Here is a 13,326-nt window from a genome sequence, read left to right on the forward strand (position 1 = left end):
CAACGCGACGCCGCCCGCATCCTGCGGACACGGGCCACCTTAATGAAAACCCCTAGGCCGGGCATTTAAAAACAAGTTGTATATACAAGCCAGCGCCGCTAGACTTCTCTCAAATTGTATAGACAGGATGACAACCATCATGATGACTTTGAAGCCCGGCCACCTGACCCTCCCGCAACTGCGCCAGATCGCTCGCGAACACGTCGCGCTCAAGCTCGATCCGGCCAGCCACGCCGCGATCGACGCCTGCGCGCAAGCCGTCGCCGATATCGCGGCGAAGGGCGAACCGGCCTACGGCATCAACACCGGCTTTGGGCGTCTTGCCAGCACGCACATTCCGCACGATCAACTCGAACTGCTGCAACGCAATCTGGTGCTCTCGCACGCGGTCGGCGTGGGTGAGCCGATGTCGCGTCCGGTCGTGCGTCTGCTGATCGCGCTGAAGCTGTCGAGCCTGGGTCGCGGTCACTCGGGCATCCGCCGCGAAGTGATGGAAGCGCTGATCACGCTGTACAACGCCGACGTGCTGCCGGTGATTCCGGTCAAGGGTTCGGTGGGCGCTTCCGGCGACCTCGCGCCGCTCGCGCATATGTCGGCGGCGCTGCTGGGCGTCGGCGAAGTGTTCGCGAAGGGCGAGCGCATGGCGGCCACCGAAGGCCTCGCGCTGGTCGGTCTCAAGCCGCTCACGCTGCAAGCCAAGGAAGGCCTCGCGTTGCTCAACGGCACGCAGGCGTCCACCGCGCTCGCGCTCTACAACATGTTCGCAATCGAAGACCTGTACCGCACGGCGCTGGTGTCGGGCGCGTTGTCGGTGGATGCGGCCATGGGCTCGGTCAAGCCGTTCGACCCGCGCATTCACGAACTGCGCGGCCATCAAGGCCAGATCGACGCGGCAACGGCTTACCGTTCGCTATTGGACGGCTCGGGCATCAACGTCTCGCACGCAGATTGCGACAAGGTGCAGGACCCGTACAGCCTGCGCTGTCAGCCGCAAGTGATGGGCGCGTGTCTGGACCAGATGCGTCACGCGGCCAACGTGCTGCTGCTGGAAGCGAACGCCGTGTCCGACAATCCGCTGATTTTCCCGGACACCGGCGAAGTGCTGTCGGGTGGCAACTTTCACGCCGAACCGGTGGCCTTCGCTGCCGACAACCTCGCGCTCGCCGTTGCTGAAATCGGCGCGCTGGCGGAACGCCGCATCGCCTTGCTGATCGATGCCACGCTGTCGGGCCTGCCGCCGTTCCTCGTTCGCGATGGCGGCGTGAACTCGGGCTTCATGATCGCTCACGTGACGGCCGCCGCGCTCGCCTCGGAGAACAAGACGCTGGCGCATCCGGCTTCGGTCGATTCGCTGCCGACCTCGGCCAATCAGGAAGATCACGTGTCGATGGCGACGTTCGCTGCGCGCAAGCTCGGCGACATCGCTGAAAACACCGCCAATATTCTGTCGATCGAATTGCTCGCCGCCGCGCAAGGCGTCGATCTGCGCGCACCGCACAAGACCAGCCCGAGCCTGCAGAAAGTGATGGACACGGTGCGCAAGGACGTCGCGCATTACGAGCTCGATCATTATTTCGCGCCGGATATCGCGGCCGTCACGCGCCTCGTGCAAAACGGCACGATCGCGAAGCTGAGCCCGTTCTCGTTCGCCTCCGAGCAGTAAAACAGCCCATGAACGCACCGGCTTACCAGGGCATCAAGGACTTTATCCTCGCGCGCATTCATGCGGGCGAATGGGGTGAAGGCGACCAGGTGCCCTCCGAAAACGAACTCGCGCGCGAGTTCAGCGTGGCCCGCATGACGGTCAACCGCGCCTTGCGCGAGTTGACGTCGGAGCAGGTGCTCACGCGCGTGCAAGGGTCGGGTACTTTCGTGGCGCGTCCCAAGTACGAGTCGACGCTGGTGGCGATCCGCAGCATCTCCGACGAAATCATCGGGCGCGGTCATCGGCATCAGGCAAAGGTGCTGCATATCGGCGCGAGCATCGCCGATGCGGCGCTCGCCGAGGAAATGCAGGTGAGCGCGGGCAGTCCGGTGTTTCATTCGCGCGTGCTGCATTTCGAAAACGACGAGCCGGTGCAGCTCGAAGAGCGCTGGGTCAATCCGGTAGTCGCGCCCGAATATGCGCTGCAGGACTTCACCAACACCACGCCGAACCAGTATCTCGTGCGGGTGGCGCCGTTGCAGCGCGTCGAGTACCGCATCGAGGCGCTGGCGGCCGACCCCGACACGCGCGCCTTGCTGACCATGGACGAACTCGAACCGTGCCTCGTGCTGCATCGGCGCACGTGGTCGCAAAGCCAGGTCGCTTCGATTGCCAATCTCTGGCATCCCGGCAGCCGCTATCGCTTCACCGGACATTTCTGACGTCACCGTTTCTTCAAATCTCCCGACCATTTTGAGCAATCCGAGGGCCATCATGAACAACCCGAAACACATCGACCCGCGACTCGACCCGACCCGCACGATCCGCGCACCGCGCGGCGCGGAAAAGACCTGCAAGACCTGGATCGCGGAAGCCGCGTACCGGATGATCCAGAACAACCTGGACCCGGAAGTCGCCGAGCATCCGCATGCGCTGGTGGTGTACGGCGGCATTGGCCGCGCCGCGCGTAACTGGGATTGCTTCGATCAGATTCTCCAGTCGTTGAAAGACCTGAACGAAGACGAGACGCTGCTGATCCAGTCGGGCAAGCCGGTCGGCGTGTTTCGCACGCACGCGGATGCGCCGCGCGTGTTGCTGGCGAATTCGAACCTCGTGCCGCATTGGGCGACGTGGGAACACTTCCACGAACTCGACCGCAAGGGCCTGATGATGTACGGCCAGATGACGGCGGGCAGCTGGATTTACATCGGTAGTCAGGGCATCGTGCAGGGCACGTACGAGACGTTCTACTCGGTGGCGAACCAGCATTTCAACGGCGACCCGAAGGGCCGCTGGATCCTGACCGGCGGTCTCGGCGGCATGGGCGGCGCGCAACCGCTCGCGGCCACCATGGCGGGTTTCTCGATGATCGCGGTGGAGTGCGACGAGTCGCGCATCGACATGCGTCTGAAGACGCGTTACGTCGATAAAAAAGCCCACACGCTCGATGAAGCGCTCGCCATGCTCGAGGAAGCGAAGCAGGCCGGCAAGCCGGTGTCGATCGGTCTGGTGGGCAATGCGGTAGACGTGTTCGCCGAGTGCGTGACGCGCGGCATCACGCCGGACTGCGTGACCGATCAGACCAGCGCGCACGATCCGATTCACGGCTACCTGCCGCAAGGCTGGACAGTGGAAGACTGGCGCGAACGTCAGAAGACCGCGCCGGACAGCATCGTCACGCCGGCCAAGCAGTCGATGGCCAGGCAGGTGCAGTCCATGCTAACGCTGCAGGAACGTGGCGCGGCCACGCTCGACTACGGCAACAACATCCGTCAGATGGCGCTGGAAATGGGCGTGGAAAACGCCTTCGATTTCCCGGGCTTCGTGCCGGCCTACATCCGCCCGCTGTTCTGCGAAGGCAAGGGTCCGTTCCGCTGGGTTGCGCTGTCGGGCGATCCGGAGGACATCTACAAGACCGATGCGAAGGTCAAGGAACTGATTCCCGATGATCCGCATCTGCACAACTGGCTCGACATGGCGCGCGAACGCATCGCGTTCCAGGGCTTGCCGGCGCGGATTTGCTGGGTCGGTGTGAAGGATCGCTATCGTCTGGGCCAGGCGTTCAACGAGATGGTGAAGAACGGTGAACTGAAAGCGCCGATCGTGATCGGTCGCGATCACCTCGACACCGGTTCGGTAGCGAGCCCGAATCGCGAAACGGAATCGATGAAAGACGGCTCGGACGCGGTCAGCGACTGGCCGTTGCTCAACGCACTGCTCAACACGGCAGGCGGCGCATCGTGGGTGTCGCTGCATCACGGCGGCGGGGTTGGCATGGGCTTCAGCCAGCACTCGGGCGTCGTGATCGTCGCCGACGGCACGGACGCGGCCAAAGAACGCCTCGGCCGCGTGCTGTTCAACGATCCGGCCACGGGTGTGATGCGTCACGCGGACGCCGGCTACGAACTCGCGCAGGAAACGGCGCGCGAGGCCGGTCTCAATCTGCCGATGCTGGGCCGTTGACGTGACGGTGCTCGGTTGCAAGGCCCGCTTCACGCTGCTTCGCGGCGCCGAACTCGTAGCGGCGCCGTGGAAGAACGGCGGCGGCGTCACGCGTGAAATCGCGGCGTTTTCCGCTGAGGAACGCGATGCGCGCGGCGCCGGGCTCGATCGCTTCGTGTGGCGCGTGAGCGTGGCCGATGTCGGGCAAGCGGGGCCGTTTTCGCGCTTCGAGGGCATCGATCGCACGCTCGTGCTGCTATCCGGCGCGGGCATGCTGCTCGACGAAGCGCCGGCGGTTGCTTCGGCGAACGACGCGCAGCGCGTGAAAACGCACACGTTGACGCAAGCGCTCGACATGGCCCGTTTCGCCGGCGAGGCGCGCATCGACGCACGCCTCGTCGATGGTGCGACACGCGATTTCAACCTGATGGTGCGGCGCGACGCGGCGCAGGGCGAACTCGAGGTCTGGCGTGCGGACCGGCAGCAGGACACGCAACGCATCGTGTCCGGCGACGTGGCGCTGCTGTACTGCGCGAGCGGTGCGGTCTCGGTCACGCCGGCCGATGCACAGCCGGTGTCGCTCGAAGCGGGCGACACATTACGCATCGATACGCCCAATGCGCTCCACTGCACCGTTCAGGGCGCGGGCGCGCTACTAGCGATCACGATCCGCTACACGCAACGATGACGACGATTCGCGCGTACGTTCATGGGCACGAGACGCGCGCGCGAACCACCACGGACACGCAACGAGCTGCAATGAGCACGCGATGAAGCAAACCGTCTGGCATCACCTCAAACTTTGCCCGCAAGGCAATCCCGAACATACGCTGACCGATGCGGCAATCGCCGTTGAAGACGGCCAGGTCGCCTGGCTTGGCGCAGCCGCGGATTTGCCCGCGTGCTATGCCACGTGGCCGCGCGAAGATCTGCACGGCGCGTGGGTGACGCCGGGCCTGGTCGACTGCCACACGCACCTCGTGTATGGCGGTCAGCGCGCGGACGAATTCGCACAACGTCTTGCGGGCGTCAGCTACGAAGAAATCGCGCGGCAGGGCGGCGGGATCGTCTCGACAGTGCGCGCCACGCGCGCCGCGGATGAAGCCTCGCTGTTGCGCCAATCGGCGGCGCGACTCGAACCGCTGCTGGCCGAAGGTGTGACGGCTGTCGAAATCAAATCCGGCTACGGCCTCGACCTCGCGAGTGAGCGCAAGATGCTGCGCGTCGCGCGGCAATTGGGCGAGCGCTATCCGGTCAGCGTCTACACGACGTTTCTCGGCGCGCACGCGTTGCCGCCCGAATTCGCCGGCCGTGCCGACGCCTACATCGACGAAGTCTGCAACACGATGCTGCCCGCGCTCGTTGACGAAGGCCTCGTCGATGCCGTCGATGTTTTCTGCGAGCGCATCGGTTTTTCGCTGGAGCAGAGCGAGCGCGTGTTCAATGCCGCCGAGCGCTATCGACTGCCCGTGAAGATGCATGCCGAGCAGTTGTCGAACGCGGGCGGCGCGGCACTGGCGGCGCGCCACGGCGCGCTGTCGGCCGATCACCTCGAATTCCTCGACGAAGCCGGCGTGGCCGCGATGAAAGAAGCGGGGACCGTGGCCGTGTTGTTGCCCGGCGCGTACTACTTCATCCGCGAGACGCAACTGCCGCCGCTGGATTTGCTGCGGCGTTATCAAGTGCCGATCGCGATTTCAACCGACAGCAACCCCGGCACGTCGCCCGCCACCTCGTTGTTGCTGATGATGAACATGGCCACCACCCTGTTCCGCATGACGGTGCCCGAAGTGCTGCAAGGCGTGAGCTCACACGCGGCGCGCGCGCTCGGCCAGGCCGATCGGCATGGCGAACTGGCGCCAGGGCGCGCGGCGGATTTCGCGGTGTGGTCGGTCGATTCTTTGGCCGAACTGGCTTACTGGATTGGGCGCCCGCTGTGCGCGAGAGTCGTGCGCGCGGGCGAAACTGTCTATACGCGGCGCGAGCCGAGCTAGGTTTTAACGATGACACAATCAACCCCTCAACCGAATCGCGCGCTGTACGCCGCGCATGCCTACCTGCCCGACGGCTGGCGCCGCAACGTGCTGCTCGAGTGGGACGCAAACGGCACGCTGACCACCGTCGCGCCGGACACAGATACGGCCACGGTTGCGGCCGGCGTGCAGCATGCCGCCGGTCCCGTATTGCCAGGGATGCCAAACCTTCACTCGCATGCGTTCCAACGCGCGATGGCAGGCCTCACCGAATATCGCGCGAACGCTACGGATAATTTCTGGAGCTGGCGCGACCTGATGTACCGCTTTGCCGCGCGCATCACGCCGGAAGGCCTGGCCTCGGTCGCGCAGTGGTTGTACATCGAAATGCTGAAAGCGGGCTACACGTCGGTGTGCGAGTTTCATTACGTGCATCACACGCCGGACGGCGGTCGCTACGCGAACCAGGCGGAACTGGCGCAACGCGTGGTGGATGCGGCATCGGCGAGCGGCATCGGCATGACGATGCTGCCGGTGCTGTATCAGTACAGCGGTTTCGGTTCGCGCGCGCCGCGTGAGGATCAGCAGCGTTTCATCAATACGCCGGACAGTCTGCTTGCTTTGCTCGCCACGCTGCGCGCGGCACGCGCGGAAAACGGCGGCTTGCGGTATGGCGTGGCGCCGCATTCGTTGCGCGCGGTGTCGGCCGATTCGTTACAGGCGTTGCTCGGTGGCATCGAGGCCGATGCGCCGGTGCATATCCATATCGCCGAGCAGACTGCCGAAGTCGACGCCTGCATCGAAACGGAGGGAGTGCGTCCGGTGCAGTGGCTGCTGGATCGTTTCGAGGTCGACAGCCGGTGGTGTCTCGTGCACGCGACACATGTGGACGCAAGCGAAACGCAGGCGCTCGCCAGCAGCGGTGCAGTCGCCGGTTTGTGTCTGACCACCGAAGCCAATCTCGGCGACGGCATTTTCCCGGCGCAAGAATATCTCGACGCGCAAGGGCGCATCGGCATCGGCTCGGACAGTCACATCGGCGTCGACTGGCGCGCCGAGTTGCGCCTGCTCGAATATGGCCAGCGTCTCACGCGCCGGCAGCGCAACGTGCTGGCGTCGCCGCACGCCACGCACGTGGCCGACCGTCTGTTCGATGCCGCGCTCGACGGCGGCGCGCGTGCCACCGGCCGCGCGGTCGGCGCGTTGCAGCCGGGCCGCCGCGCGGACTGGCTCGTGCTCGACGCGAATCATTCGAGCATCGCGGAGCATCAGTCGGACGCCTGGCTGTCGGGCGTTGTATTCTGCGAGCATGGCGAGACGCCGATTCGCGACGTCTACACCGGCGGCGAGAAAGTGGTGGACAACCGTCGGCATCGCGACGAAGAGGGCGCATACGCGCGCTATCGCGTGGCGCTCGCCCAGTTGCTGAAATGATCCATTGATCTTATCGATTCCGGACTGACATGACTGCTTCGAACACTCCGCCGGTTTTCTCGCTGCACCAGGGAAGCTTGCCGTTGCTGATCTCCATTCCGCACGTCGGCACGCAGATTCCCGCCGATATTGCCGCGACCATGACGCCTGCCGCGCACCGCACCGAGGATTGCGACTGGCATCTCGACCGTCTCTATGCTTTCGCGAGGCGCATGGGCGCATCGATCCTCGCGCCGTCGAATGCGCGCTACGTGATCGATCTGAATCGTCCGCCCGACGGTGCGAACCTCTATCCGGGGCAGGACACGACGGGTCTGCTGCCGGTCGATACGTTCGACAAGGAGCCGCTGTATCTCGACGGACATCTGCCGACCGAGGCTGAAACGGCGCGTCGCCGCGACGCTTACTGGAAGCCTTATCACGCCGCGCTCGTCGACGAGCTGGCGGCACTGAAAGCGAAACACGGCAAGGTGCTGTTGTGGGAAGCGCACTCGATCCGCTCGCACGTGCCGCGTTTTTTCGAAGGACGCTTGCCGGATTTCAACTTCGGCACCTCGAACGGTGCGAGCGCCGTGGCGGGATTGGCCGAGGAAATGGCCGCCGTGGTCGAACGGCATGGCGGCTATTCGGCGATCGCCAACGGGCGCTTCAAGGGTGGCTACATCACGCGGGAGTATGGTCAGCCCGCCCAGGGCATTCACGCCTTGCAACTCGAACTCTCGCAGATCGCTTATATGGAGGAGCAGATGCCTTACGCGTACGACGAGACGCTCGCTGCGAAGGTCGAGCCGCTCCTGCAGGAACTCGTCGTCACTGCGCTGGAGCGCGTCAAGGCCGCTTGAGCGGTCGCAGTCCAGAGCGCTTCGAGTATTCGTCTCACCTTTTCCACACGAGCGACGCTGCCGCGCCACGCGGCGCCGTCTTCGTGTCGGCCCGCACATCCAAGGTGTAACAGCTTGTGACCGTGATTGCGCGCTGCCGTTTTCGCGCAGAACGTAGAGCACGTTGTCCGTCTCGACGGTTGCCGCGCTGTCCCCGCCAGAAACAAAAAAGCCCCGTTGATGACGGGGCTTTGCGATGCGCGCCGCACCCGTTGGGGCGGCTTTATCATCAATGGCAGTGCTTTTCCCAGTGATGATGGACGCGCACTTTGTGGCATACGGGGTGGTGATGCTCTTCAGCCTGTGCGGGAGCGATGGCGCTCATAGCGACGATAGCGGCAGCAAGGGCGAGGACGATCTTCTTCATTACAAAATCCTTAATTCAGTGTTGGGGTACTAACGCTGAAGCACGGGCCGTGCCGCAACGGGAGGAAAGCATGCCACACACCGCGCGCCGCGCCCAGGAACACTGGACGAAAGCATAGGTCAACTCAAAACGCCGGACGAAGCGATGGATCAGAGCCGGAAGTGGGCGCGCTGGAGCATGTCATTTCGACACGTCGGCGGCTCGCTTCGAGCAGGCGGCCATTGCGCATCCCGCGCCCGGTCGGCTACCCTTTCAAATCGATGACACGCGCGAGCGGGTCGTCTCTACATCGGGCAAAAGATGGAAGACCCAGCGATGGAAGATTCCGACGAATTGCTGCTCCCGGTCTGGCGGGCAAACCTGGTGCTGTTGACTCGCGAGGTCGGCGCGGCGACGCGACTCGCGCGCATGATGACCTTCTCCGCGAGCTATCTGAAACTGATGCTGTCCGGCCAGCGCGAATTCAGCGAGGAGTTCGTGCGCGGGATCGAAGCCGTCACGGGATTGCCGGGTGGCTGGATGAATGTAGCGCACGGCGCGCAGGACATTCCCGCCAACGCGCGTGAAGCGATCGACAACGAGCAGCCGCTCGCGCGTTTTCGCGGCACGGCGCATCCGGTGAGAAAGAAGACGGTGTTGCGGCCGCCCGAGCCGATTTTTGGCCAGCCGGGGCCCGCCAAACGCGTCGAGGAAGAGACGCTCGACGCCGAAGCGCATCGGCGTCAGGCGCATTTCCGCAAGGTGCGCGACGTGGCGATTCAGGACGTGCGGCGTTTCGAGCGGCATCTGAGTCATGCGCCCGTGGAACTCGCGTCGATGCGCTCCAAGGTGGAGGAGGTCATCGCCGCCGCCGAACTCGACGACCCGATCCAGGCGGATCTGGCGGGACGTCTGGAGCAGATTGAAAAACATCGCCATCTGCTGCTCAGGCACGTCGAGAAGTTGCAGGCGCTACTGGGGCAGCTCGGCGAGACCGAGTGAGCACCCGCTTGCCTTACCGCGCAGAAACTGGCGTGCTGCGCCGCGCCTGAAACTCGGCCTGGAGCGTCCACGTGACGCCGTCCTGCGCGAGCGCGACGCCAGTCCACCGGAACGAATCCTGCGTAATCTCGGTGAAATTCCAGCGAATCGGCGTGCCGTCGGCGCGTGTGCCGATCTGGACCAGATCGCGGCCGATGCGCCGGCCGATCAGGTCGTTGCGTTGGCCCGTCGCCGGATTGACGAACGTCACGCGCCAGGCTTGTAATGCCGGGTCCCAGATACGCAGGGTCGAGCCGTACATCGAGTGGGCGGCGGCCGGGTCATCCGGATGGTCGCCCGGCGGCATGATCCATACGTCCTGCACGGCACGGCCTTCCAGTACCCAGCCGCAATGAATTTCGCCGCGCCGGCGCACGCCGCCGAGGCCGACGCGATAGTGCAGGACGTCCATCTCCCACGTGCCGATCATCCAGCCGTAGCAGTCGTCCGCAGCGGCGATGGTGGCGGCTCGTGCGGGCGCGCGCAAGGCGTTCAGGAAGCCGTTGTCGAAGTCGTTTTCCAGCGTGGTCAACATGAGGTGCTCCTTGGGTTGAGAGTCGATTCGCCCCGGCGCAAGCAGCAAAAACACGCGAGCCGCCGATGTGCTAAAACCAGGATACGGACTCAGCCGAGGTGCATCTTGGGGAAAATTGCCATCACGCTCGACCAGGCGCTTGCCAGGCGCGAGCAGCAGGGTGCGCCCGGCAGTACCGCCGCGCGTCCGCTCGCCCACGGCGAGGGATGGAATGTCGCGGATATCGTTTGCACCTTCGGTCCACATGACCGGCCCTTCGAAGAGCGGCACGCGGGCATGTGCATCGCGATGGTCGCGTCGGGATCGTTCGGCTATCGCGCGGCGACGGGCCGCGAATTGCTCACGCCCGGCTCGTTGCTGCTCGGCAATCCGGGCGACTGTTTCGAATGCGGACACCGGCACGGCGCGGGGGATCGGTGCATCGCGTTTCGCTATGCACCGGCGTACTTCGAACGCCTTGCCGTCGATGCCGGGCTCGGGCGTGGTCCGCTGCGCTTCAACCATGTGCGCTTGCCGACGCTGCGGGCGTTGTCGCCACTCATCGCGCGAGCGTGCGCGACGGCCGTTACGGGAGCCGAACAGGCGGGTGGTGATGCGCCCGATCGCCAGAGTCACCGCGCGGGTGAGTGCGCGAGTCGGCGCGCCTCCGATCATGCAAGTGCACGCGCGTCTGAATACGATCCTCATCGAGCCGCCTGGCACGAACTCGCTGTCGAACTGGCTGTTGCAACGATGCAAGCGGTGGGATCGTTGAAGAACCCCACGGCGGCTCCGGGCGCCGCCGTCTCAGCGCGCGTCGCACAGGTCATCCGCCTGATCGACGACACCCCCGGCGCAGCCCATACGCTCACCAGCCTCGCCGCCGCGGCGGGTTTGAGCGAATTCTATTTTCTGCGCACCTTCCAGCGCGTGGCCGGCGTGACGCCGCATCAATACCTGTTGCGCGCGCGTTTGCGAACCGCCGCGCTGCGCCTTCGGGACGGTGGCACCAAAGTGGTCGATATCGCATTCGATTGCGGCTTCAACGATCTGTCGAATTTCAATCACGCGTTTCGCGCGGAGTTTGCGGCAACGCCGCGAGCCTGGCGCGCGCGCGGCAGGGCGGCTCGCGCATGACGCGTCGTGTCGCGGTCGCGTTCGTCAGATTAGCCGCCGGGTGGGTGCTCGGGGCGTGTGCGGTGGCGCTCGCCAGCGCGGCGGTCGCCGACACTGCACCCCCGGCATCCGACGGCGATCGCGTGCCTTTCACGATGGAGCGCGACGTCCACCTCTTCACGATCCAGAAGGACGGCTCGATCGAGGAGCATGACGACACGATCCTGCGGGCCAACACGACGAGCGGCGTCGACGAGATCGCGCAGCGCTACGTGTGGTTCAACAAGGACATTGAGCAGGTGCAGTTGCTGGCCGCCGAAACGATCGACCCCGACGGTACCGTGCATCCCGTCGGTCCCGAGGCGATCCGCGACGTGCAGGAGCCGCGCTCGGCCGGCGCGCCGAGTTTCGAGGACGGCGTGTTGCGCACGGTGATCTTCCCCGGCGTGGAGCCGGGCTCGCGCGTGCATCTGGCGTTTCGCAAGACCCGCACGAAGCCGCTGCAGGCCGGCACCTTCGCTTACCTGGTGGAACCGACGCGCGACCCCGTCGAGTTGCAGCGCCTGATCTTCGATCTGCCCGCCGAGGTGCCGCTCTATGCCGATACGCGGGGTTACGTCGCGGTGCCGCCGGTCACGGCCAACGGCCGCACTCGCTACGAGTTCGATTATCGGCATGGGCCCTATGCGCGACTCGAAACCGGCGCGGTGGGCTACGCGAACTGGGGTGATCGTTTGATGGTGTCGACGGTGCCGGACTTCGCGAGCTTCGCCGCGCGCTATCGCGGACCGGCGACGGACGCCACCATCGGCGACCCCGCGATCGTGCGGCTCGCGCAAGGCCTGAGCGCCAGCACTGCCGACCCGCGCGTGAAGGCGCAAATCCTTTACGACTGGATGCGTTTGAACATCCGCTACGTGGCCCTGTTTCTCGGCGAGACGGCGGCGATCCCGCACAAGGCGATCGACATCCTCCACAACCGGTATGGCGACTGCAAGGACTACGTCGCGCTCTACGGCGCGTTGCTGGCGGCTGTCGGCATACGCAGTGAAGCGGTGCTGCTCAATCTCGGGCCGTACTACAGCTTGCCGGACGTGCCCGGCTACGGCTCGAGCGCGATCAATCATGCGATCCTGTGGATTCCCGACTTGTCACTGTTCGCGGATACGACTTCGGGCGGCGTGGGCTTCGGCTATTTGCCGCCGAGTGTTATGGACCGGCCAGTGCTACTGGTCGACGAGGGCGTGCTGGCGCGCACGCCGGCCACGCAATTGCGCGAGCGCAACGCGCGCCTGCAGATCGAGGTCGACGAAAACGGCGCGGCGCATTACGCCTATCGGGCCGAGGACGTGGGCTTCAGCGCGGAAATCGAGCGCAATACATTCCGGCGCGCGACCCGCCAGCGGACCCAGCAGATCGCGGCGAACCGTCTGCTGGCGACGGGCCTGCACGGCACGGCGCAGTTGCGCACGGATGACGTAAGCGCGACGCAGGGACCGTTCGCCACGTCGATGCAGGGGACGGTGGAGCACTTCATCTGGACCGACGGCACCACGGCCGTGCCGGCGCTGACCAGTTTCTCCGGCGGCATGGGTTCGCAGGTGCAGGCGTGGCTGGAGGAGCCCGCGCGCACGCAGCCTTGGGCCTGCATCGGCGGGGAATACGACGAGACCCTGGAAATCACGCTGCCGCATTTCGCGCGCGTGACGGATGTGCCCGGCGAGACGACGCTGCAGGATCGCTTCCTGACGTTCTCATCGCGCTATGTTTTCGATCCTGCCACGCGGGTCTTGCAGGTGAGGCGGCACTTGCGTGCCGCCTTCGGCCATCAGATGTGTTCAGCGGATGAGTTCGCCGCGATGAAGGACGACCTCGTGCGTGTCGAGCGGGATCTCGATGCCGAGGTCGTAGTCAAGGTGGCGAACTGATTTGCT

General features: G+C 65.1%; 12 protein-coding genes. 10 read left to right on the forward strand and 2 right to left on the reverse strand.

Features of this window, described 5'->3' with window-relative positions; all coding sequences use genetic code 11:
* The first annotated feature begins 139 nt into the window (after positions 1-139).
* The 7 genes from hutH to hutG all read left to right on the forward strand — a co-directional run bounded on the left by hutH (position 140) and on the right by hutG (position 8,336).
* The gene (hutH, locus tag FQ705_RS16540; protein WP_186307884.1) at positions 140-1,663 is read left to right on the forward strand and encodes a histidine ammonia-lyase; all 1,524 of its coding nucleotides are present in this window, start codon (positions 140-142) and stop codon (positions 1,661-1,663) included.
* An 8-nt stretch (positions 1,664-1,671) separates the two neighbouring features.
* Positions 1,672-2,367: a histidine utilization repressor gene (gene hutC / locus FQ705_RS16545; protein WP_144142913.1), complete on the forward strand. Its 696-nt coding sequence runs from the start codon at positions 1,672-1,674 to the stop codon at positions 2,365-2,367.
* A gap of 52 nt (positions 2,368-2,419) precedes the next feature.
* Positions 2,420-4,108 carry a urocanate hydratase gene (gene hutU / locus FQ705_RS16550; RefSeq protein WP_144142915.1) on the forward strand — a complete coding sequence of 563 codons (1,689 nt, stop codon included), beginning with the start codon at positions 2,420-2,422 and terminating at the stop codon, positions 4,106-4,108.
* Position 4,109: 1 nt separating this feature from the next.
* Positions 4,110-4,775 (forward strand): HutD family protein, encoded by a 666-nt coding sequence (locus FQ705_RS16555; RefSeq protein WP_144142917.1) that lies wholly within the window; start codon positions 4,110-4,112, stop codon positions 4,773-4,775.
* A gap of 82 nt (positions 4,776-4,857) precedes the next feature.
* Positions 4,858-6,081, forward strand: a complete 1,224-nt coding sequence (gene hutI / locus FQ705_RS16560; RefSeq protein ID WP_144142919.1) for an imidazolonepropionase — start codon at positions 4,858-4,860, stop codon at positions 6,079-6,081.
* A gap of 9 nt (positions 6,082-6,090) precedes the next feature.
* Positions 6,091-7,494 (forward strand): formimidoylglutamate deiminase, encoded by a 1,404-nt coding sequence (locus FQ705_RS16565; protein WP_144142921.1) that lies wholly within the window; start codon positions 6,091-6,093, stop codon positions 7,492-7,494.
* Positions 7,495-7,523: 29 nt separating this feature from the next.
* Complete coding sequence (hutG, locus tag FQ705_RS16570; protein ID WP_144142923.1) at positions 7,524-8,336, forward strand: N-formylglutamate deformylase; 813 nt, start codon at positions 7,524-7,526, stop codon at positions 8,334-8,336.
* Positions 8,337-8,604: 268 nt separating this feature from the next.
* Here hutG and FQ705_RS34110 read toward each other — a convergent pair whose 3' ends face one another.
* On the reverse strand, positions 8,605-8,742 hold the full coding sequence (locus tag FQ705_RS34110) for a hypothetical protein (RefSeq protein ID WP_186307885.1): 138 nt from the start codon (positions 8,740-8,742) through the stop codon (positions 8,605-8,607).
* 315 nt (positions 8,743-9,057) lie between these two features.
* On the opposite strand from FQ705_RS34110, the gene FQ705_RS16575 reads away from it, so the two are divergent.
* Positions 9,058-9,723: a hypothetical protein gene (locus FQ705_RS16575; protein WP_144142925.1), complete on the forward strand. Its 666-nt coding sequence runs from the start codon at positions 9,058-9,060 to the stop codon at positions 9,721-9,723.
* Between the two features lie 13 nt (positions 9,724-9,736).
* On the opposite strand, the gene FQ705_RS16580 is transcribed toward FQ705_RS16575, so the two are convergent.
* Positions 9,737-10,297, reverse strand: a complete 561-nt coding sequence (locus FQ705_RS16580; RefSeq protein WP_144142927.1) for a hypothetical protein — start codon at positions 10,295-10,297, stop codon at positions 9,737-9,739.
* 105 nt (positions 10,298-10,402) lie between these two features.
* On the opposite strand from FQ705_RS16580, the gene FQ705_RS16585 reads away from it, so the two are divergent.
* Both FQ705_RS16585 and FQ705_RS16590 read left to right on the forward strand, forming a co-directional pair.
* Positions 10,403-11,413: a helix-turn-helix transcriptional regulator gene (locus FQ705_RS16585; protein ID WP_144142929.1), complete on the forward strand. Its 1,011-nt coding sequence runs from the start codon at positions 10,403-10,405 to the stop codon at positions 11,411-11,413.
* Positions 11,410-13,320 (forward strand): DUF3857 domain-containing transglutaminase family protein, encoded by a 1,911-nt coding sequence (locus tag FQ705_RS16590; protein WP_144142931.1) that lies wholly within the window; start codon positions 11,410-11,412, stop codon positions 13,318-13,320. Before FQ705_RS16585 ends, FQ705_RS16590 begins: the two co-directional genes overlap by 4 nt.
* Positions 13,321-13,326: the final 6 nt, after the last annotated feature.

It is taken from the genome of Paraburkholderia sp. BCC1884 (assembly GCF_900996225.1).
GTDB lineage: Bacteria > Pseudomonadota > Gammaproteobacteria > Burkholderiales > Burkholderiaceae > Paraburkholderia.